This window comes from Actinoplanes oryzae (assembly GCF_030757795.1).
In the GTDB taxonomy this organism is placed as follows: Bacteria; Actinomycetota; Actinomycetes; order Mycobacteriales; family Micromonosporaceae; genus Actinoplanes.
This window is the reverse complement of record NZ_JAUQWH010000002.1, coordinates 15,848-35,639: the sequence shown is the minus strand read 5'-3', so window position 1 is coordinate 35,639 and position 19,792 is coordinate 15,848. Positions and strand designations below refer to the sequence as shown.

Below are 19,792 nucleotides of genomic sequence, written 5' to 3'. Positions count from 1 at the left end.
AGAGGCTCGCCCGCGTCCCGGCGGCGATCCAGGCGACGTCCGCTGCCGTGCCGAAGCGGGGCGGGGCGGTCAGAGGGCCTCCCCGGCGACCTTGAGGAAGGCGTCGTTCTCCTCGGGGGTGCCGATGGTGACGCGGACGCCGTCGCCCTGGAAGGGGCGGACGATGACGCCGCTCTTCTCGCACGCGGCGGCGAAGGCGGCGGCGTGGTCGCCGAGCGGCAGCCACACGAAGTTGGCCTGGCTGGTGGGCACGTCGGCGCCCAGTTTGCGCAGCTCGGCGGTGACCCGGTCGCGCTCGGCGATGACGATGGCGCAGCGGCGGACGACCTCGGGCTCGGCGTCCAGGGCGGCCAGCGCGGCGGCCTGGGCGACCATGCTGGTCGAGAAGGGCGTGAGGACCTTGCGGATGGCGGCGGCGACGGCGGGCTGGGCGACCAGGTAGCCGACGCGCAGGCCGGCGAGGCCCCAGGCCTTGCTGAGGGTGCGCAGGATGACGACGTTGGGCCGATCACCGTACGTGGCCAGGCCGTCCGGCACCTCGTCGTCCGTCACGAACTCCCGGTACGCCTCGTCGAGCACCACGAGCGTGTCGTTCGGCACGGCGTCGAGGAAGCGGTCGAGGTCGTCGCGGCGGACGCTCGTACCCGTGGGGTTGTTGGGGTTGCAGACGATGGCCAGCCGGGTGCGGTCCGTCACCGCGTCGGCCATGGCGCGCAGGTCGTGACCGTGCCCGGGGGTGTTGGGGACCCGGATGCTCGTGGCCCCGACGCCGGTGGCGATGATCGGGTACGCCTCGAAGGAGCGCCACGAGTAGAGGATCTCGTCGCCCGGCAGGCAGGTCGCCTTGGCCAGGTGCTCGGCGAGCGCGACCGAGCCGCCGCCGGTCACGATGCGGCCGGGGTCGACGCCGAGGCGCTCGGCGAGCTTGGCGCGCAGGGCCAGCACGCCCATGTCGGGGTAGCGGTGCGACTGGGTGACCGCCTCCGCGATCGCCTCGGCCACGCCGGGCAGCGGCCCGAAGGGCACCTCGTTGCTGGCCAGCTTGACCGCCTCGGCGATGCCGAGCTCGCGGGCCAGGTCGGCGACGTTGCGACCGGGCACGTACGCGGGCAGCGCGTCCAGGTCCGCGCGCGTCAGCCTGGTCATCGTCGTCCTCCTGAGGTGTCGTTCTCTTCGGCGGAGGTCTCCGCCTGCTGGAATTGCCGGGGCGGCACCGCGACCACGACGGTGCGCGCGGACTTGTCGTGCAGGGCCTGGTGCAGCTTCGGCTCGAAGAGCACCGAGCCGGCGTAGATCAGCTGGGCGAGGAAGCCGACGTAGCAGCTCCAGAGGGGCGTCCACATGCCCAGCCGGCTCCACCGGGCGAACGCGCGGCCGCCGCCGAGCGGGGCGGTGTCGTCCAGCTTCATGACCTTGATGCCCATGAGCCGCTTGCCGAGGGTCTGGCCGCTGTTGGCGAGCGCCGGCACCTCGTACGCACACCACAGCGCCGTGGCCACGACCAGCATCGTCAGGTAGATCCAGCTGGCCCGGGGCGACGCGGCGTCGGTCTCGGCGGTCAGCGGGTCGGCCATGATCGCGCGGTAGGTGGGCTCGATCTCGAGCCACAGCTGGTACGCGAGCCAGCCGTTGACCACGACGTTGAGCAGGAACACCACGACGATGTCGATCAGCCGGGCGACCAGGCGGCGGCCGAGCCCGGCGAGCGCGAGGCCGTGCGGGCGGGCCTGCACCGGGTAGGCGAACGGCAGCGGCGGGTAGCCGGGCGGCGGCGCGCCCCAGCCGGGTGGCGGCGCTTGCCACCCCTGCGGCGGCAGGCCCGGCGGCGGCCCCTGCCACCCCGGCGGCAGGCCCTGCGGGGCGCCTTGCCAACCGGGCGGCGGGCCTTGCGGCGGGCCTTGCCAACCGGGCGGCGGCCCTTGCGGCGGGCCTTGCCAACCGGGCGGCGGCCCTTGCGGCGGGCCCTGCCAGCCCTGCGGAGGCGCCTGCCAACCGGGCGGCGGCGCGCCCCAGCCGGGAGGCGGGCCGGAGAGGGGCGGCGCGGGCGGCGCACTCGATGCCGGCGGCGTGGCAGGCGTCACCGGAGCCGGCGAGGCAGTCGCGGCCGGGGAGGCAGGAGCGGCCGGCGAGGCAGTTGCGGCCGGCGAGACGGGCGAGGCCGTCGAGGCGGGCGGCGGCGAAGGCGTGGGCTCCTCGGCCGGCGGCGGCCCGTCGGGCGGCGTCTGGTCCGCCGGAAGAGCCTTGCCCAGCCAGCCCTCGCCGTCCCACCAGCGCTGGGTCGACGGGTCGGCCGGGTCCTTGTACCAACCGGCGGGTAGCGAACTCATGGCGAAACCTTTATCACGGCAGGCTGCGTGCCCTTCTCAGGCACGGGCGGGCGGCGGGACGAAACCGCAGCAACCGGGCCGGAGGGGCACGATTGCCACGGCATCGCCCGCCGGGGTCACGGGAACAGTCTTACAGGTTCCCGCGCGCCTCCTGCTCCCGCTCGATGGCTTCGAAGAGCGCCTTGAAGTTGCCCTTGCCGAAACCGAGCGACCCGTGCCGCTCGATCAGCTCGAAGAAGACCGTCGGCCGGTCCTGCACGGGCTTGGTGAAGATCTGCAGCAGGTAGCCGTCCTCGTCCCGGTCGACCAGGATGCCGCGCTTCTTGAGCTCCTCGATCGGCGCCCGGACGGTGCCGATGCGCGCCCGCAGCTCGGGGTCGTCGTAGTACGAGTCCGGGGTGGTGAGGAACTCCAGGCCCGCGGCGCGCATGGCGTCGACCGACGCGATGATGTCGTTGGTCGCCACGGCCACGTGCTGGGCGCCCGGGCCGCCGTAGAACTCGAGGTACTCGTCGATCTGCGACTTGCGCTGCGAGACGGCCGGCTCGTTGAGCGGGAACTTGACCTTGCGGGTGCCGTCCGCCACGACCTTGCTCATCAGCGCCGAGTAGTCGGTGGCGATGTCGTCGCCGATGAACTCGGCCATGTTGGTGAAGCCCATGACGCGGCGGTAGAACTCGACCCACTCGTCCATGCGGCCCAGCTCGACGTTGCCGACGACGTGGTCGACCGCCTGGAAGTAGCGCTTGGGCTGCAGGCCGGCCTCGATCGCGGAGCTGCGGTCGACGATCGGGCCGCGGGTGACGAAGCCGGGCAGGAACGGTCCGTCGTAGCGCGAGCGGTCGACGAGCGAGTGCAGGGTGTCCCCGTACGCCCCGATCGTCGCGATCCGGACGATGCCGTGCTCGTCCTTGACGTCGTAGGGCTCGGTGACCGCGCGAGCGCCCGCGGCGACGGCGTGCGCGAAGGCCTTGTCGACGTCCGGCACCTCGAGCGCGATGTCGGAGATGCCGTCACTGTGCCTGGTGACGTGGTCGCTGCCCGGGGCGCCGGCGTGCACCGCGCCCACGAGCACGAACCGGGCCGAGCCGCTGACCAGCACGTACTCGGCGTGGTCGCGGAAGCCCTGCTCGGGCCCGCGGTAGGCCACGCAGGTCATGCCGAACGCGGTGGAGTAGTAGTGGGCGGCCTGCTTGGCGTTGCCCACGAGGAAGCGGAGGTGGTCGACGCCCTTGACGGGGAAGACGTCCCGGGTCGCCGTCGCTTGTGCCATCGTCTGCGTCATGCGCTGACGTTGACCTACGTCACACCGCTGGGCAACAGTCCGAATTTCAGCTGGGCACTCTGTGCATTCGGTAGAGTCCGTAGGCACTATGGCTGGACAAGATGCATACCTGGACGCGCTCGACGGCCGCCTGATCGCCCTGCTCGCCGAGGAGCCCCGCATCGGGGTGCTCGAGTTGAGCCGGCGCCTCGCCGTGGCGCGCGGCACGGTCCAGGCCCGGCTCGACAAGCTGACCGCTCGCGGCGCGATCCGGGGCTTCGGGCCCGACGTCGTGCCGGCCGCGATCGGGTTCACAGTCACCAGCTTCGTGACCCTGGAGATCTCCCAGCGCTACGGGCACACCGCCGTCACCGCGCATCTCGCGGAGATCCCCGAGGTGCTGGAGGCGCACACGATCACGGGCACCGGCGACCTGATGTGCCGCATCGTGGCCCGGTCCAACGCCGACCTGCAGCGGGTGATCGACCAGGTGCTCGCGTACGAGGGGATCCTGCGCGCGTCGACCATCATCGCCCTGGCCGAGCAGATCCCGTACCGCACCATGCCGTTGGTCAGGGCGGTGAGCGGTACATAAGAGATCGACACGGACTAATCGGGCTGATCATCGGGACGGTCCGGCGTCGATACGGTGATCACCGTGGCATCGAAGGCGGCGACGGGTACGGCTCTCGCCGGCCTCGTGACCGTCATCGTGCTCGCCTCCACCGGGGTGTGGAACCCGTTCCCCCAACTCTGGTCCTGGATCAGCGCGAGCGACCCGATCGCCGAGGGCGTGGCCACCTGGCAGACCGCCGCGGGCGGCTCCCCGGAGAGCGTCACGATCACGGGCGGCTCGGCGGTCGTGGAGTACAGGACGTCCGTCGAGGCGTACGGGCTGACCGCCGGCGTGCGGCTCTGGAAGTCCGACGCCGACTGGGCCGGGGTGGCCGGCCAGGACGCGGACGCGGTCGTGGTCGTGGGGCGCCTGCTCACCAAGGGCTACGAGGTGCTCGACCCGGCCACCGGAGCCGTGCGGCGCAAGGACGACGGCGCCACGGCGGTGTGGACGTACGCCGATGCGATCCTCGACCTGCGGTGCGCCAAGGCGAGCTCGTGCCGGCTGAGCGCCTGGGACCCGCGCGGCACGAAACCGATGTGGACGGTCGAGACCCAGGGCATCGGGTTCGTGCTCGACGCGGCGAACCCGGACCTGCCCGACACCCAGCCGATCAGCTCGCCGCGGGTCGATGCGCGGGCCGCGGGACCCGTGCGGCTGCCGGACCTCATCGGCCTGCCCGGCGACGGCAAGATCCAGATCGTCGACACGGCGCAGGGGCGTGCGGTGGAGACCCGCAAGCCGGAGGCCGACGAACGGGTCGCCGTGGTCGGCAGCCGCGTGCTGACCGTTACCGGCGAGGCCCGCGACGGCACCTGTTACTACGGCGTCACCGCGCACGATCCGCCGCACACCCAGGCCGCGTGGCAGCGTGACGGGCTCAACCTGCGCACGGCGGACAACGGCAACGACTGCGCGCAGGACAGGGATCCCGCCGGCGGCTCCGACGTGGTGCTCGGCGTCGACCCGTACGGCCGGCAGGAACTGATCGCCGCCCACGACGGCCGGACGCTCTGGCACGGCGACAAGGGGCAGAGCGTGCTGGCGGTCAACAACGCGTACGCGCTGATCCGCAGCGCCGACGGGGCAACTCTCAGTGCCCGCTCGTTCAGCCGGGGCGCGACGGCGTGGCGGCGGTCGATCGGACGGGACACGTCGGCGGCGCTGACCCCGTACGCGGGAATCATCGCCGACCCGGAACCCGGCCGCATCGTCGCGGTGAGCCCGCGTACCGGCAAGGTCCTGGTCGACGTGAAGACCGCGGCGAACGTCTTCGCGGCCGGTCCGGCGGGGTTGATCCTGGTCGACGGCCGGGACCTCGCCTACGTCCCCTACGCCGCGTGATCGATCATGGTGACGTGACTGTCACCATGGCGTGACCACGCTGGTTCGCACCCGTGGATGTCGCTGGCCTAAAGTTGCCCGTCATGAGCAGAGCCGCCGCTTTCTCGTACTCGCCGTTGTTGCCGACCGGCGAGGACACCACCGAGTACCGCCTGCTCGCGGACGAGGGTGTCGACGTGGTGCACGGCCCCGGCGGCCGGCGCTTCCTGACCGTCGAGCCGGAGCTGCTCACCCTGCTCACGGCCGAGGCGATGCACGACATCGCGCACTTCCTGCGCCCGGCCCACCTCGCCCAGCTGCGCGCGATCATCGACGACCCCAGGGCCTCGCCGAACGACCGCTTCGTCGCCCTCGACCTGCTGCGCAACGCCAACATCGCGGCCGGCGGCGTGCTGCCGATGTGCCAGGACACCGGCACGGCGATCGTCATGGGCAAGCGCGGCCGCCACGTCCTGACCGACGGCACCGACGAGGAGGCCATCGCCCGGGGCGTCTACGAGGCGTACACCCGGCTGAACCTGCGCTACTCGCAGCTCGCCCCGCTGACCATGTGGGACGAGCGCAACACGGGGTCCAACCTCCCGGCGCAGATCGAGCTCTACGCGGAGGACCCGGGCGGGGCCCCGGACGCGTACAAGTTCCTCTTCATGGCCAAGGGCGGCGGCTCGGCCAACAAGTCCTACCTCTACCAGGAGACCAAGGCGCTGCTGAACCCGGCGCGCATGATGGAGTTCCTGGACGAGAAGCTCCGGCTCATCGGCACGTCCGCCTGCCCGCCGTACCACCTCGCCGTGGTCATCGGCGGCACGAGCGCCGAGCACGCCCTCAAGACCGCCAAGCTGGCCAGCGCGAAATACCTCGACAACCTCCCGCGCGCCGGCTCGACAACCGGCCACGGCTTCCGCGACGTCGAGCTGGAGGCCGCGGTCCTCGAGCTGACCCGCGACTTCGGCATCGGCGCCCAGTTCGGCGGGCGCTACTTCTGCCACGACGTCCGCGTGATCCGGCTCCCGAGGCACGGCGCCTCCTGCCCGGTCGCCATCGCCGTCTCCTGCTCCGCCGACCGCCAGGCCCTCGCCAAGATCACCCCGTCGGGCGTCTGGCTCGAGCGCCTCGAGCCCGACCCGGCCCGCTTCCTGCCCGACGTCGACCTCGGCTCGGAGGAGGTCGTCCAGGTCGACCTCAACCGCCCGATGGCGGAGATCCGCGCCGAGCTCTCGAAGTACCCGGTCAAGACCCGCCTCTCGCTGACCGGCCCCCTCGTCGTCGCCCGCGACATCGCCCACGCCAAGATCGCCGAACGCCTCGACGCCGGCGAGCCGATGCCGGCGTACCTGCGCGACCACGCGGTCTACTACGCCGGCCCGGCCAAGACCCCCGAGGGCTACGCGTCCGGCTCCTTCGGCCCGACCACGGCTGGCCGCATGGACGCGTACGTCGAGAAGTTCCAGGCGGCGGGCGGCTCGCTCGTCATGCTGGCCAAGGGCAACCGCTCCGGCCAGGTGACGCGCGCGTGCCAGTCGTACGGCGGCTTCTACCTGGGCTCGATCGGCGGCCCCGCGGCCCGGCTCGCCCAGGACTGCATCCGGCACGTCGAGGTGCTCGAATATCCGGAGCTCGGCATGGAGGCCGTGTGGCGGATCGAGGTCGAGGACTTCCCGGCCTTCATCGTCGTCGACGACAAGGGCAACGACTTCTTCGCCGACGTCACCAAGCCGGTGCTGAGCATCGGCCGCCGCTGAGCGTGGGAGCAGCCGCCAGCAGCGCCGCGGCCCTCGCCTTCGCATCCGCTGATTGACCAGGAGCAACGCTCAGACCCGTCGGACAGCCACCACCAAGCGCTCATAGCGACGAGGATCGTGCGTCACGACCGAAGGGCACGCTGCGCACGGCCGGGCGCTACGGGGTGCGGTTCCAGGTCCAGGCGTAGCCCGTGTCCTCGACCGACAGGCCCGCGTCGCACAGGTCGAGGGGCCGGAACGTGTCGACCATCACGGCGAGTTCGTCGAAGGCTTCGGCGCCCAGGCTGCGTTCGACGGCGCCGGGCTGGGGGCCGTGGGTGAAGCCGGACGGGTGCAGCGACATCGAGCCCTGCTCGATGCCGGAGCCGCGGCGGGCCTCGTAGTTGCCGCCCGTGTAGAACATCAGCTCGTCGCTGTCCACGTTGTGGTGATTGTACGGAACCGGGACGGCGAGCGGGTGGTAGTCGACCTTGCGCGGGACGAAGGAGCAGACGACGAAGTTCGGCCCCTCGAAGGTCTGGTGGACGGGCGGCGGCTGGTGGACGCGGCCGGTGATGGGCTCGAAGTCGTGGATCGAGAACGCCCACGGGTAGAGGCAGCCGTCCCAGCCGGCCACGTCGAAGGGGTGGTGGGCGTAGACGTGCCTGGTCCAGCCGGCGCGGTGCTTGACGTAGACCTCGACATCCGTCTCCTCCACGACGACCGGAATGCCCGGTCCGCGCACGTCCCGCTCGCAGTAGGGCGCGTGCTCCAGGAACTGGCCGCGCACCGAGAGATAGCGCTTGGGCGGTCCGATGTGGCCGGTCGCCTCGATCGTCAGCAGCCGCACCGGGCCGCCGGTCGGCACGATGCGATGCACGACAGAGGTCGGGATGATGACATAGTCGCCCGCCGAGACCGGCAGATGACCGAAGGTCGTCTCGACGGTCGCCGACCCCTCCTCCACGTAGAGGCACTCGTCGCCCACGGCGTCCCGATAGAGCGGGGACGGCCGGTCCGCCACGACATAGCCGATGCGAACGTCATCGTTGGCCAGCAACGGCTGACGACCCGTCACCGCATCGGCCGGGCCGGCTGCGAGCTTGTGGGTGCGCAGGTGGCGAGGCTTGAGCGGCAGGTTCGGCGTCCGCGCGAACGCCGGCGGCTCGTAGCGGGAGGCGTCGGAGATGGCCGTCGGCGGATATCGGTGATAGAGCAGGGACGAGTCGGAGGAGAAGCCCTCCTGGCCCATCAGCTCCTCGGCGTAGAGCCCGCCGTCGGGCCGGCGGAACTGGGTGTGCCGCTTGCGGGGGATCTCCCCGGCAGTGCGGTAGTACGGCATCGTCGCCACCACCTAACAAGACATCACGGTCGGTGTTGTCCAGCTCTCGCAGCGTCCATTAGGTTCGGTGGCGTGTCAACGCTGGTGCCCCCGATCTTCCGCGGCCTCGTGGACGACGCGTCCGTGCTGCCGCCGGGCGTGCCGGGCGCCGATGCGGTCGACTCCCACCGCAGGCACCGCGAGGGCTGGTACGCGCCCCTGCTCGGCGCGCTGCTCGTACCCTCGTCGGTCGCGGCCTTCGACATCTCCCCGCACGGCCTGAAGGTCGGCGTGGTGAGCGACACCGGCATCGCCGCTCTGCCGGCGACGGTCACGAAGCTGCGGGCCACCGGCTCCCGGGTGACCCAGGTGGAGGCGCTGGTCGCGCGGCGCGGCGAGGATCCCCAGCCCGGCGTGCGGGCCCTGCGCGAGTTCGCCGCCGGCTTCCCCGACCTGCAGGTGTACGCCGAGATCCCGCTCAGCTGGGGCCTGCTCGCCGCCCTCGACTCCGTGGCCGCGACGCACTCGGGTGCGGGTCCCGCGCTGCGCCCGAAGTTCCGGGTGGGCGGGCTCGCCTCGGAGCTGTTCCCGACGCCCGTCGAGCTGGCCGCCGTGATCTGCGCCTGCCGCGACCGGGGCCTGCCGTTCAAGCTGGCCGCCGGGCTCCGCCACGCGCTGCGGCACACCGATCCGGAGACCGGCTTCACGCATCACGGCTTCCTCAACGTGCTGGTCGCGTCGGCGCTGGCGGCGGAGGGCGGCGAGGTGGCCGAGGTCGCGGAGGTGCTGGCGGCGACGCATCCGGTGCCGCTGGTCGAGCCGGCCCGCGAGCGCCGGGACGAGCCGCGGCCGCTCTGGGTCGGCTTCGGCACGGCCAACGTCCTCGAGCCCCTCACCGAGCTCGTCCGCCTCGGCCTGGTGAACGGCGGCTACGAGTGAGCCTGTTCGGGCCGGACAACCTCCCGTACGGCGTCTTCTCCACGCCCGGCCACGAGCGCCGCATCGGGGTGCGCCTGGGCGACAGCGTGGTGGACGTCGCCGAGTTCCTGCCGTGGCCGTCGCTCACCCCGTTCCTCGCCCTGGGACGTCCGGAGTGGACCGAGCGGCGCGCGCGGATCAGGGACGCCCTGCCCCGGTTGACGGCGACAGCGATCGACGAGGTCGAGCTGCATCTGCCGTTCGAGGTGGCCGACTACACGGACTTCTACTCGTCCGAGCACCACGCCGTGAACGTCAGCCGGATCCTGCGCCCCGGCGAGCCCGGCCTGCCGCCGCAGTGGAAGCACCTGCCGATCGGCTATCACGGCCGCGCGGGGACGGTCGTCGTCTCCGGGACGCCCGTCCTCCGCCCGTACGGGCAGCTGGGTCCCGGCGTCTTCGGCCCGGCGCAGCGGCTCGACATCGAGGCGGAGGTCGGCTTCGTCGTGGGGGTGCCGGGCCGCCGGATCCCCACCGGGCGCTTCCGGGACCACGTGTTCGGCGTGGTCCTCGTCAACGACTGGTCGGCACGCGACATCCAGGCGTTCGAGTACCGGCCGCTCGGCCCGTTCCTCGCCAAGTCGTTCGCCACCTCGATCTCGCCCTGGGTCACCCCTCTGGAGGCGCTGGCCGACGGGAAGCCGCCCGAGCAGGACCCGCGGCCGGTGCCCTACCTGCTCCCGTCCGGCCCCGGCCTGGACATCACGCTGCGGGTCGAGTGGAACGGCACCGAGGTGAGCAGGCCCTCGTACACGCACATGTACTGGACCGCCGCCCAGCAGCTCGCGCATCTCACGGTCAACGGGGCTGCCGTGCGTACCGGCGATCTCTTCGCCTCCGGGACGGTGTCCGGGCCCACGGAGACCGGCTCCTTCCTCGAGCTCACGGAGAACGGCACCCGGCCGGTGCGGCTGGGCGACGGCAAGGAGCGCGGGTTCCTGCGGGACGGCGACCGGGTGACGATCAGTGCCACGGCCGCGGGGGCGGAGGGCGGCACGATCGGCTTGGGACCGGTGTCGGGAACTGTCTGTCCCTGAGGCGCGACTTTCCGTACGGTGAGGGCATGTCCACGGTCGCGGTCACCCGGCTGGTCGAAGCGCCGGTCGTCGAGGTCTGGCGGGTCTTCACCGATCTGCCCCGCCGACGGGACTGGCTGTCGACCGTCACGCGCGTCGACATGCTCACCCGCGGCCCCTTCGGCAAGGGCACTGTCTGGCGCGAGACCCGTGTGATGGCCGACGGCGGGGAGATCACCGAGGAGTTCCGGGTACGCGAATGCGCCGTCCCCGAGAAGTTCGTCGTGGCCTCGCCCGGGATCGGCGCCGACTACCGGATGACGTACACGTTCGTGCCCGTGATCGAGGGGCGGCACCGGGGCGGGACGATGGTGACCGTCGTCCAGGACGGCAGCCCCACGGCACCGTCCGGGCGGCTGCTGGCGCTCGTGTTCGGCGGGCTCGCCGCGCGTACGGTCGAGGGTGCCCTCCGTCGTGACCTGGACGATCTGGCCTCGGCAGCCTGAACTACTGTCGCGGGCGTGACCCGGAAACTGCTGCTCGCGCTCGCCGCGGCCGTCGTGCTCGCCGCGGCCGGCCTGACCGGGTGGCGGGTGCTCCGCCCCGCCGAGGTGTCCGAGCCAGCCACGACCGCGTACCCGGTCGCGCAGATCCGCCGCCCGGGCGTGACCGGCAAGCTGACCCAGGCTCCCCTGATCGTCGACGACACCATCCGCGTGTACGCCGGCCCGCGCCTGGTGAAGGCCGACGCGCCGGTCGGGGCGAAGACGATGTACACGCCGCGCTGGTCCTACCGGCGGTGGCCCGAGCAGCTGACCGGGGTCGTCGCCGCCGGGACGACGGTCGTGAGCCGGTGGTCGGACGGGAAGCTGGTGGCGCTCGACGGGCGTACCGGGAAGGTGGCCTGGCGGTTCGACGGGCCGGCCGCGTCGCCGGTCGAGGGGCGGACCGGGGCTGACGCGGTCTGGGCCCCGGCCGGTCTGCTTACGCACGGAACCACGGTGATCGTGACCGACGGCAGCCGGGCAACCGCGGTCTCCGCCGGCACGGTGCGGTGGAGTGCCGACTGCGCCGATGCTTTCGTCACCGCGGGTGGAGCCGTCGTCTGCGGCGCCGGGGCGTGGGACGTGACCACCGGAGCTGCGCTGAGCGGCTGGCCCGCAGGGCCCTATGCGGCACTCGGCTGCGACGTGGCCCGCTCGGGCTGCGCGGGCCTGCGGGACAGCGCGGGGCGGGGCTGGCTGGCCACCGCGGCCGAACCGGTCCGCGCCCCGGCCCTGGACTCCCCCACCGCGACGGCCGGCGGCGACCTCGTCCTGGACACCGCCGACGACGCCGTGACCGCCTCCGGGGCCGCGACATGGCGCTGGACCGGCACGGCACAGGTGCTCGGCGTCCGCGCGGGCAAGGTCGTCCTGCTCACCGCCGACCAGCGGCTCGTCACCCTCGACGCGGCGACGGGCACGCAGCTCAAGGCCTTCCGACTCTACGTCCGCAACGAGCGCAAGGAACCGTGGAAGCCCCACCTCTGGCAGGTCACCGACACCTTCGTCGCGATCGAGCGCCTGTGGCCGGACGCCACGGACGATCCGGACGAGGTGAACCACTACTACGGCATCGACCCCGTCATCGCCGCCGCCCTCTGACGGCCGGCCGCGCTCACCTGGTGTAGTGGAAGCGGCAGGAGAGGATGATCAGCTCGTCGTCGGCGACGCGGTACACCAGCCGATGCTCCCGGTTGATCCGCCGCGAGGACCATCCCGCCAGATCACCGCGCAGCATCTCCGGCTTGCCGAGTCCAGGCTCACTGTCGTCCCGCACGATGTCGCGAACCAGCGTGTTGATGCGCTTGACCATCTGCTTGTCGTCGGAAGCCCAGCCGAGGTACTCGTTCCCGGCAACAACCGTCCATGAGATGCGTTTGACGCTCACGCCGATTCCCGCGTGTCGGCACCCGCCTCGTCGAGGTCGTCCAAGCCGTGTTCGACCAGATCACCGCGCTCCGCCTGAGCCAGGGCCTCGCGTAGGCGAGCGGCATTGGCCGGATTGGACAGCAGGTATTCGGTCTCCTTGATCGAATTCCACTCCGCCAGCGAGATGATGACCACCGGCTCGTGACCCGAGCGATGGATCACCGTCTCCTCGGCATCATCGATGACAGCGTCGAGAGTCCGAGCGAAGTTCTGGCGGGCCTCGGTGAAGCTGACGACCTTCATGAGCCCTCCCTGTACGTACAGAAAATTGTACGTACAGGAGGTGGGTCACACCAGCGTGGTCAGCAGGGCGGTCCAGGCCTCCTCGGCGGCGCCGGCGAGTGGGCCGTCGTCGCCCAGGGCGGCGGCGAGGACCGGCGGCGGGTTCTCGCGGCGGAAGCCCATCAGGCCCGCCCGGTAGGCCGCCTCGATCTCCCCCGGCGCGGCCAGCAGCAGGTCCAGCCCGAGGCCGCCGAGCGTGACCAGATCGGGGTCGAGCCCGTTGACCAGGCCCGCGATGCCCCGGCCGAGCGCGGTCGCCACGGTCGCCGTCGCGGCCGCCGGCTCGGGCTCCCCGGAGGCGATCACGCGGCGGGCGTAGGAGATCGGGTCGCGGGGCGGTTCGTGGCCGAGCAGGCGGGCGAGCGCCGAGCCGTCGACCGCGGTTCCCCAGCATCCGTACGCCCCGCATGGACACGCCACCGCCGGGTCCCCGAACGGCATGTGCCCGAACTCGCCCGCCGCGCCCACGGCACCGACCAGCACCTTGCCCCCGTCGACCACGGCGCCGCCCAGCCCCGCCTCCACGCGCAGGTGGAGGGCGACCGAGGCGCCGACGGCCACGCCCCGGTGGGACTCGGCGCTGGCCGCGAGGGTGGCGTCGTTGCCCGCCACGAAGATCTCCGCCTTGGGCCACACCGCGGCCAGGTCGACGTCGCGCCAGCCGAGGTTGCTGGCGTCGAGCAGGAGGTCGGGCGAGACGATGCCCGGGGCGGCGACGCCGATGCCGCGGATCCGGTCCCCGTACTGGCGGCGCAGCCCGGCCACCGCCGCACCGACCGCCGCGACCACCTCGTCGCCGCCGCGGCCGCTCAGCTCCTCGCGGACCGAGGCGAGCATGCCGCCGCCGAGCTCGACCACGTCGACTCGCCACTGCTCGTGGGTGATCGACGCGGCCGCGATCAGGGGGCCGCGCGGATGCGGGATGAGGGCGGTGGTCGGCCGCCCGCGGGCCCCGCTGGGCGCCGCGGGCTCCTCGGCCAGCAGCCCGGCCTGCCCGAGCCGGCCGACCAGCTCAGTGGTGGCGCCGGTGCCGACCCCGATCAGCCGGGCGGCGTCGGCGCGGGTCACCCCGGGGCGAGCGTGCACCACCCGCAGCAGCTCGGTCGCGCGCGTCGTCACACCGTTCTCCTTCAACCGGGTTGCGGGCTTTCGCCTATCCTCGCCCCCGACCCGCCCGATCCGCGCGCTGCCTCACGGCGTGTTTTGATCGACTACCTCTCCGTGGTGGTCATCCGATGTGGAAGTCGTCCCCGTAGACGGCGAAGTCGAGCGGGGTGTTCAGGTCGAGGTTGCCGTTGCGCAGGAAGACGCGCTGGGCGGTGTCGACCCGGGTGGTGTCGGAGTGGGCCTCCTCCTTCTTCATCTCGGCGACCCGCTCGTCGAGGAAGGCGTTCAGCCAGGCGGTCTCCGTGCCGCCCTGGGCCGGCGGCTTGGCCTTGCGCAGGGCGCGGCTGCGGATCGAGCGCATGCCCTCGTACCCGTGCATGACCGCGGCGTCGTAGTAGATGAACTGGCCGAGCGCGCGCACGCCGTCGCTCTTGCCGTCGCGTACGGACGGGTTGAAGTAGACCCGGTCGCGCTCGGACTCCTGCGCGGCCTGGAAGACCGGGTCGGCCGCGGCCGTACGCCAGTCCGCCGGGAAGCCGGGGTCGAGCCCGGCGTGCGAATCGGTGCCGTCGACCGAGCGCAGCGCGGGCAGGTACTTGGCGAGCACGTTGCCGGGCTCGGCCGCCGTGTACGCCTCGACCAGCTCCAGCATGTCGCCGGTGCCCGAGCAGAAGCCGATGATGCCCGCCGTGTAGCCGCGCCCGTCCTCGATGTCCTCGATGTACCTGAACTGCGCCCGCCAGTCGAGCGACGAGTTCTCGGCGGCCGAGACGATCTGCATCGCCACGTCCTTCTTGACCGGGTCGTCGAGGTTCGTGGCGACGGCGGCGCCAGCCGGCAGCACGCCGTAGACCGCGGCGGCGGTGGCGACCAGGACCGTGCCCAGGGCACAGAACAGCCTTGTCTTGCGTCTCATGGCGCTCCTCGCGAGGGGTGAGAGGTGGGGATGGCGCCGGGTCCGCCGGGGGATGGCGGACCCCGCCCGCGAGGGGGTTCGCGGGAGCTTCCTTCGGGGATTGAAGGAAGCGAATGGAGACGATAGATCAGTTAAGGTACTTAATCAATAGATGCCCTTGCCCTTGACGGGGTTGCGCCGGGCGCCTAGCGTCGAGGCGACTGTTAACCACTTTGCCTATCACCGAGGGGGCCCGGTGACTCGCCTGGCGGGGTCGTCCAAGCTGCTGCGGGCCATGAACGAGAGCGCCGCCCTGGCCCATCTGCTGGAGCCCGGCGGCCTCACCCGCGCCGATCTGCGCAGGCTCACCGAGCTCTCCACGCCGACCATCTCCGAGGTGCTGCGCCGGCTCACCGGGGCCGGGCTGGTCTCCGTGATCGGGCACAACAGCGGGCGCCCGGGGCCGAACGCGGAGATCTACGCGGCCAACCCCGACGCGGCGTACGCGGCCGCCGTCTCGATCCGCGACATCGGCGCCAGCCGGGCGCCCGCGGTCACCGCCGCCCTCTGCGACCTGACCGGCTCGGTGCGCGCCCGGCTCCAGACGCCCGTCGACTTCCTCGTGACGGATCCCGGGACGGCCGTGATCGACGCGGTCGCCGGGCTCGTGGCCCGGGCCGGCGTGGCTCCCGAGGCGGTGCGGCACGTGCAGCTGGGCGTCGCGGGCTCGTACGACACCCGGGCCGAGACGATCCGGCACGTCGACATCCCCGGGTTTGCCCGCCCCGGCCTGGTCCCCGGGATCGCCGCCCGGCTGGGCACCCGGGTCGGCGTCGACAACGACGTGAACCTCGCCGCGGTCGCCGAGCGGCGCCGGGGCGCCGGCCGGGAGGCGGACGGCTTCGCGCTGCTGTGGCTAGGGGCGGACGGCCTCGGCCTCGCCATCGACCTGGGCGGCACACTGCTGCGCGGGGCCCGCGGCGGCGCCGGCGAGATCGGTTACATGCCGCTCTTCGCGCCCGGCTCCCCCCAGCACAAGACCGACCTGCAGGACCTCATCGGCGGCGCGGCGGTTCTCGCCCTCGGCCGCGAGCACGGCGTGCCCGGTGCCACACCGGTCGAGGTGGCCACGGCCGGGGCCGAGTCCGCGGAGTTCCTGAGCGAGCTGGCCGACCGGATCTCCGTGGGCCTGGCGGCCGTGATCGCCGTGCTCGACCCGTCCCTCGTGGTGCTCGCGGGGCCGGTCGCACAGGCCGCCGGCCGCCCCCTGCTCGACGCCGTCGCCACGGCACTGGGCCGCGCCGCCCCGCTGGAGAGCACGGTCGCGCTCACCACGCTCGAAGACGACGCGGTGCTGCTGGGGGCGCTCGACGCGGGCCTCCACGCCGTCCGCGAGACATTGATCGCCACCATCCGGGAGAGCCAGTGAAGATCGCAGTGGTCGGCGGCGGGTCGACGTACACGCCCGAGCTGGTGGACGGCTTCGCCCGGCTGCGCGACTCCGGGCTGCGGATCGACGAGCTGGTCCTCATCGACCCGGCCGCCGAGCGGCTGGAGATCGTCGGGGCGTTCGCCGCGCGCATCTTCGCCCGCCACGGCCACCCCGGGCGGGTCACCTGGACGACCGACCTGGACGCCGGGGTGACCGACGCCGACGTCGCCGTGATCCAGCTGCGGGTGGGCGGGCAGGCCGCGCGGATCGGGGACGAGACGTTCCCGCTGGACTGCGGCTGCGTGGGACAGGAGACCACCGGGGCGGGCGGGCTGGCCAAGGCGCTGCGTACGGTCCCCGTGGTCCTCGACGTCGCCGAGCGCATCCGCCGCCGGGCCAAGCCGGACGCGTGGATCGTCGACTTCACGAACCCGGTCGGGATCGTCACCCGCGCCCTGCTCGACGCCGGGCACCGGGCCGTGGGGCTGTGCAACGTGGCCATCGGCTTCCAGCGGCGCTTCGCCCGGATGCTCGGCGTGGACCCCGCCGCGGTGCTGCTGGACCACGTCGGGCTCAACCACCTGACGTGGGAGCGCGCCGCGTTCGTCGACGGGGTGGACCGGCTGCCCGAGCTGCTCGGCGCCCACCTGGCGGAGCTGGCCGGCGAGGTGGAGCTGGCGCCCGAGGTGCTGACGGCCCTGGGCAACGTCCCCTCCTACTACCTGAGCTACTTCTACGCCCACGACGAGCACGTCCGTGCCGCGCTCACGAACCCGCCGCGCGGCCGGCGGGTGGCCGAGATCGAGGCGACGCTGCTGGACATGTACCGCGACCCCACGCTGGACGAGAAGCCGGCGCTGCTCGGGGAGCGCGGCGGGGCGTTCTACTCCGAGGCCGCAGTCGGGCTCATCGCGGCGCTGCACGGGCTCGATCCCGACGGGTCGCACTCGGTCAACGTCCGCAACTACGGCACGCTGCCGTTCCTGAGCGACCAGGCCGTGATCGAGGTGTCGACCCGGGTCGGCGGGGACGGGCCGGTGCTGCGGCCGGTCGCGCCGCTGGCACCCGAGCTGGCGGGGCTGGTCGCGCACGTGTCGGCGTACGAGGAGCTGGCTCTGGAGGCCGCCGTGCGGGGCGGGCGGCAGCGGGTCTTCCGCGCGCTGCTCGCCCACCCCCTGGTCGGCCAGTACGACCTCGCGGAGCAGCTCACCGGCAAGCTGCTCGCCACGGGAGCGCAGCACCTCGCATGGGCCCGATGAGCTGGCTCGCCGTCGACGGGGGCAATTCCAAGACCGACCTCGTCTTCGGTACGGCCGACGGCCACGTCTCGGGATACCTCCGCGGCCCGACCGTGTCGCCGCACGTCATCGGTCTCGACGGCACAGTGCGCGTGCTGGGTGAGCTGATCGCCGCGGCCGGCCCGGGTCCCGTCGACGTCGCCGCCTTCGCCCTCGCCGGCGCCGACCTGCCCGCGGAGGTCGACCAGCTCCAGGCCGCCCTCGGCGCCCAGGGCTGGGGCCGCAAAACGATCGTCGACAACGACTGCTTCGCCCTGCTCCGCGCGGGCACCGCCAGCCCCGACGCCGTCGCCGTGGTCTGCGGGGCGGGCACCAACTGCGTGGGCCGGCGGGCCGACGGGCAGACCGCGCGCTTCCTGGCTCTCGGCCCGATCTCCGGCGACTGGGGCGGCGGCCACGACCTCGCCGATCACACCCTGCGGCTGGCGGCCCGCGGTGAGGACGGCCGGGACGCGCCGACCGCGCTCACCGCCGCGGTCGCCGCGCACTTCGGCCGGGCGACGGTCGAGGAGGTCAGCATCGGGCTGCACCTCGGCGACATCCCGGCGGACCTGCTTTTCTCCCTGACGCCGGTGTTGTTCGCCACGGCGACGGCCGGAGACGAGGCGGCGCTGTCCCTGGTACGCCGCCAGGCCGACGAGATCCTCGCCCAGCACCGGGTCGCGGCGGGGCGGCTCGGGCTGCTCTCCCGCCCGCACGCCCTCGTGCTGGGCGGCGGCGTGCTGCACGCGCGGCACCCTGTGCTGCACGAGCTGATCGTGGCGGGTGCCGTCGCCCAGGCGCCCGCGGTGGAGATCACCGTCCTGGACACCCCGCCCGTCGTGGGCGCGGCCCTCCTGGCGATGGACGCGCTGGGTGCCGACTCCTCCGCCGAGACTCTGGTACGGACCCGGCTCACTGCCGCCGCACCCACTCCCGTCAGGACCGCTGGGTGAGGACCAGAAGCTCGGCGACGGCGGCCAGGACCATGGCGATGATCAGCGGCACCACCCCGCCGACGGCGGCGAAGACAACGAGCAGCACGGGGGCGAGCAGGGTCGCGCCGAAGGCCGGCACCAGCCGTGGCAGACTGCCCCGCGCCCGTCCCAGCACGGCGCCCAGCGGCTCGGGGCGCACCTGCCGGCTGGTCCAGGCCACGAGCGCCACCAGCACCACGACGCCGATCGTGCCGGCCCACGTGCGGGCGATGCCCGAGCTGGAGAGCGTCATCACGGCGCTGAGGACCGCGGCGATCATCACGCCGTTCGTCCCGTAGAGAACGGCCTGCCTGAGCGCCGCCCCGACCGCCGCCGACGTGTCCAGCACCGGAACGCTCGGACGCACGACGCCGAACGCCGGGGGCACCGGCTCGGTGGCGGTGGGCTCCGCCGTCGCCGCCCGCGCCTCCGGCTCCTCGCTCTCCTTCCCCGGATCCTCCGCCGGGGTGTTCTGGCCGGCCTCCCAGGTCGCCTCGTCCGCCAGCGCTTCGAGCGCCTGGGCCCAGCGCCGGCGCTCCAGCCGGACGACGCCGACGTCGAGCTGCGCGTCCGCGATCGTGGGCTCCAGGTCGAGGGCCTCGCTGTAGGCCCGCTGCGCCAGGTCGAACAGCCGCAGCCGCGCCGAGACCACGGCGAGCACGAGATGCGCCTCGGCGTCGCGGGGCGCCATCCGCACCCCGTTCCAGGCGGCGTTGAGGGCCTCCTGTCCGTTACGCGACTCGCTGAGCAGGGCCGCCCCCGTACGCTGGGCTACCGCGTCCTGCGGCCACCGGGTCAGGATCTCGCCCGCCACCTGGGCCGCATCGCCGTAACGCCGCTCGTCGACGAGCGCCATCGCCCGCGCCACCAGCGGCTCGACCGTGCCGGGCGCCGAGGCCACGGCACTGTCCGCGGCGGCCAGGGCGGCACGCGGCTGGGCGGCGGCGACGTGCAGCCGGGCCAGCGTCGTGAGCAGGGCGGAATCGGTCGGCGCCGCGGCGAGCCCGGCCGCTATCTCCCCCGCGGCCTCGTCGTAACGGCCGAGGTCGGCCAGGAGCAGGGCACGCTGCCGATACTCCTCGGGGGTGGTCTCGGGTTCGAACTGGGACGTGGGCTCGCTCGACACCCATCGAGAGTAGGCGCTGGGAGCCACTTCCACCCCACCGGCGGGCACAGCGGGTCACGCCCGAGTTGAAGCCCGAAGCACCACTATGGGCGACTGACCCGAAACGCCACGTTGCCCGGATGTCGCCTCTTCGGAC

General features: G+C 72.9%; 19 protein-coding genes. 10 read left to right on the top strand and 9 right to left on the bottom strand.

The window, feature by feature from the left end; genetic code table 11:
- Window positions 1–69 precede the first annotated feature (69 nt).
- From hisC to hppD, 3 genes are all read right to left on the bottom strand, one after another.
- Entirely contained in the window at window positions 70–1,146 is a 1,077-nt protein-coding gene (gene hisC, locus RBH18_RS01100; protein ID WP_306203904.1) for a histidinol-phosphate transaminase, read from the bottom strand.
- Window positions 1,143–2,327 carry an RDD family protein gene (locus tag RBH18_RS01095; RefSeq protein WP_306203903.1) on the bottom strand — a complete coding sequence of 395 codons (1,185 nt, stop codon included), beginning with the start codon at window positions 2,325–2,327 and terminating at the stop codon, window positions 1,143–1,145. Before RBH18_RS01095 ends, hisC begins: the two co-directional genes overlap by 4 nt.
- Before the next feature lie 130 nt (window positions 2,328–2,457).
- Window positions 2,458–3,612, bottom strand: a complete 1,155-nt coding sequence (gene hppD / locus RBH18_RS01090; protein WP_306203902.1) for a 4-hydroxyphenylpyruvate dioxygenase — start codon at window positions 3,610–3,612, stop codon at window positions 2,458–2,460.
- 88 nt (window positions 3,613–3,700) lie between these two features.
- Between hppD and RBH18_RS01085 the strand changes: the two genes are divergently transcribed.
- The 3 genes from RBH18_RS01085 to RBH18_RS01075 all read left to right on the top strand — a co-directional run bounded on the left by RBH18_RS01085 (window position 3,701) and on the right by RBH18_RS01075 (window position 7,293).
- Window positions 3,701–4,186, top strand: coding sequence for an Lrp/AsnC family transcriptional regulator (locus RBH18_RS01085; RefSeq protein ID WP_306203901.1), 486 nt, complete (start codon window positions 3,701–3,703; stop codon window positions 4,184–4,186).
- Window positions 4,187–4,249: 63 nt separating this feature from the next.
- Window positions 4,250–5,551 carry a hypothetical protein gene (locus tag RBH18_RS01080; RefSeq protein WP_306203900.1) on the top strand — a complete coding sequence of 434 codons (1,302 nt, stop codon included), beginning with the start codon at window positions 4,250–4,252 and terminating at the stop codon, window positions 5,549–5,551.
- Between the two features lie 83 nt (window positions 5,552–5,634).
- Complete coding sequence (locus RBH18_RS01075) at window positions 5,635–7,293, top strand: fumarate hydratase (protein ID WP_306203899.1); 1,659 nt, start codon at window positions 5,635–5,637, stop codon at window positions 7,291–7,293.
- A 157-nt stretch (window positions 7,294–7,450) separates the two neighbouring features.
- On the opposite strand, the gene RBH18_RS01070 is transcribed toward RBH18_RS01075, so the two are convergent.
- A complete protein-coding gene (locus tag RBH18_RS01070; protein ID WP_306203898.1) occupies window positions 7,451–8,614 on the bottom strand; it encodes a homogentisate 1,2-dioxygenase in 1,164 nt (387 codons plus the stop codon).
- A 72-nt stretch (window positions 8,615–8,686) separates the two neighbouring features.
- Between RBH18_RS01070 and RBH18_RS01065 the strand changes: the two genes are divergently transcribed.
- From RBH18_RS01065 to RBH18_RS01050, 4 genes are read left to right on the top strand one after another with little or no spacing between them, the layout of a single operon-like run.
- Window positions 8,687–9,532, top strand: a complete 846-nt coding sequence (locus tag RBH18_RS01065; RefSeq protein WP_306203897.1) for a hypothetical protein — start codon at window positions 8,687–8,689, stop codon at window positions 9,530–9,532.
- Window positions 9,529–10,608, top strand: a complete 1,080-nt coding sequence (locus RBH18_RS01060) for a fumarylacetoacetate hydrolase family protein (protein ID WP_306203896.1) — start codon at window positions 9,529–9,531, stop codon at window positions 10,606–10,608. Before RBH18_RS01065 ends, RBH18_RS01060 begins: the two co-directional genes overlap by 4 nt.
- 26 nt (window positions 10,609–10,634) lie before the next feature.
- A complete protein-coding gene (locus RBH18_RS01055; RefSeq protein ID WP_306203895.1) occupies window positions 10,635–11,093 on the top strand; it encodes an SRPBCC family protein in 459 nt (152 codons plus the stop codon).
- A 15-nt stretch (window positions 11,094–11,108) separates the two neighbouring features.
- Window positions 11,109–12,233, top strand: coding sequence for an outer membrane protein assembly factor BamB family protein (locus RBH18_RS01050; RefSeq protein WP_306203893.1), 1,125 nt, complete (start codon window positions 11,109–11,111; stop codon window positions 12,231–12,233).
- Window positions 12,234–12,246: 13 nt separating this feature from the next.
- Here RBH18_RS01050 and RBH18_RS01045 read toward each other — a convergent pair whose 3' ends face one another.
- From RBH18_RS01045 to RBH18_RS01030, 4 genes are all read right to left on the bottom strand, one after another.
- Window positions 12,247–12,519, bottom strand: a complete 273-nt coding sequence (locus RBH18_RS01045; protein WP_306203892.1) for a Txe/YoeB family addiction module toxin — start codon at window positions 12,517–12,519, stop codon at window positions 12,247–12,249.
- Window positions 12,516–12,803, bottom strand: a complete 288-nt coding sequence (locus tag RBH18_RS01040; protein WP_306203891.1) for a type II toxin-antitoxin system Phd/YefM family antitoxin — start codon at window positions 12,801–12,803, stop codon at window positions 12,516–12,518. The genes RBH18_RS01045 and RBH18_RS01040 overlap by 4 nt, the downstream gene beginning before the upstream one ends.
- Before the next feature lie 45 nt (window positions 12,804–12,848).
- Window positions 12,849–13,961: an ROK family transcriptional regulator gene (locus RBH18_RS01035; protein ID WP_306203890.1), complete on the bottom strand. Its 1,113-nt coding sequence runs from the start codon at window positions 13,959–13,961 to the stop codon at window positions 12,849–12,851.
- A 109-nt stretch (window positions 13,962–14,070) separates the two neighbouring features.
- A complete protein-coding gene (locus tag RBH18_RS01030) occupies window positions 14,071–14,865 on the bottom strand; it encodes a chitosanase (protein WP_306203889.1) in 795 nt (264 codons plus the stop codon).
- 235 nt (window positions 14,866–15,100) lie between these two features.
- Between RBH18_RS01030 and RBH18_RS01025 the strand changes: the two genes are divergently transcribed.
- From RBH18_RS01025 to RBH18_RS01015, 3 genes are read left to right on the top strand one after another with little or no spacing between them, the layout of a single operon-like run.
- Complete coding sequence (locus tag RBH18_RS01025; RefSeq protein ID WP_306203887.1) at window positions 15,101–16,273, top strand: ROK family transcriptional regulator; 1,173 nt, start codon at window positions 15,101–15,103, stop codon at window positions 16,271–16,273.
- Window positions 16,270–17,535 (top strand): 6-phospho-beta-glucosidase, encoded by a 1,266-nt coding sequence (locus RBH18_RS01020; protein WP_306203886.1) that lies wholly within the window; start codon window positions 16,270–16,272, stop codon window positions 17,533–17,535. The genes RBH18_RS01025 and RBH18_RS01020 overlap by 4 nt, the downstream gene beginning before the upstream one ends.
- On the top strand, window positions 17,532–18,509 hold the full coding sequence (locus RBH18_RS01015) for an N-acetylglucosamine kinase (protein ID WP_306203884.1): 978 nt from the start codon (window positions 17,532–17,534) through the stop codon (window positions 18,507–18,509). The genes RBH18_RS01020 and RBH18_RS01015 overlap by 4 nt, the downstream gene beginning before the upstream one ends.
- Here RBH18_RS01015 and RBH18_RS01010 read toward each other — a convergent pair.
- Window positions 18,493–19,656: a tetratricopeptide repeat protein gene (locus tag RBH18_RS01010; protein ID WP_306203883.1), complete on the bottom strand. Its 1,164-nt coding sequence runs from the start codon at window positions 19,654–19,656 to the stop codon at window positions 18,493–18,495. The genes RBH18_RS01015 and RBH18_RS01010 overlap by 17 nt on opposite strands.
- Window positions 19,657–19,792 lie beyond the last annotated feature (136 nt).

Bases quoted from the DNA above. Each gene is read 5' to 3' on its own strand.
- hisC (WP_306203904.1), bottom strand. From the start codon at position 1,146: ATGACCAGGCTGACGCGCGCGGACCTGGACGCGCTGCCCGCGTACGTG.
- RBH18_RS01095 (WP_306203903.1), bottom strand. From the start codon at position 2,327: ATGAGTTCGCTACCCGCCGGTTGGTACAAGGACCCGGCCGACCCGTCG.
- hppD (WP_306203902.1), bottom strand. From the start codon at position 3,612: ATGACGCAGACGATGGCACAAGCGACGGCGACCCGGGACGTCTTCCCC.
- RBH18_RS01085 (WP_306203901.1), top strand. From the start codon at position 3,701: ATGGCTGGACAAGATGCATACCTGGACGCGCTCGACGGCCGCCTGATC.
- RBH18_RS01075 (WP_306203899.1), top strand. From the start codon at position 5,635: ATGAGCAGAGCCGCCGCTTTCTCGTACTCGCCGTTGTTGCCGACCGGC.
- RBH18_RS01070 (WP_306203898.1), bottom strand. From the start codon at position 8,614: ATGCCGTACTACCGCACTGCCGGGGAGATCCCCCGCAAGCGGCACACC.
- RBH18_RS01055 (WP_306203895.1), top strand. From the start codon at position 10,635: ATGTCCACGGTCGCGGTCACCCGGCTGGTCGAAGCGCCGGTCGTCGAG.
- RBH18_RS01040 (WP_306203891.1), bottom strand. From the start codon at position 12,803: ATGAAGGTCGTCAGCTTCACCGAGGCCCGCCAGAACTTCGCTCGGACT.
- RBH18_RS01030 (WP_306203889.1), bottom strand. From the start codon at position 14,865: ATGAGACGCAAGACAAGGCTGTTCTGTGCCCTGGGCACGGTCCTGGTC.
- RBH18_RS01015 (WP_306203884.1), top strand. From the start codon at position 17,532: ATGAGCTGGCTCGCCGTCGACGGGGGCAATTCCAAGACCGACCTCGTC.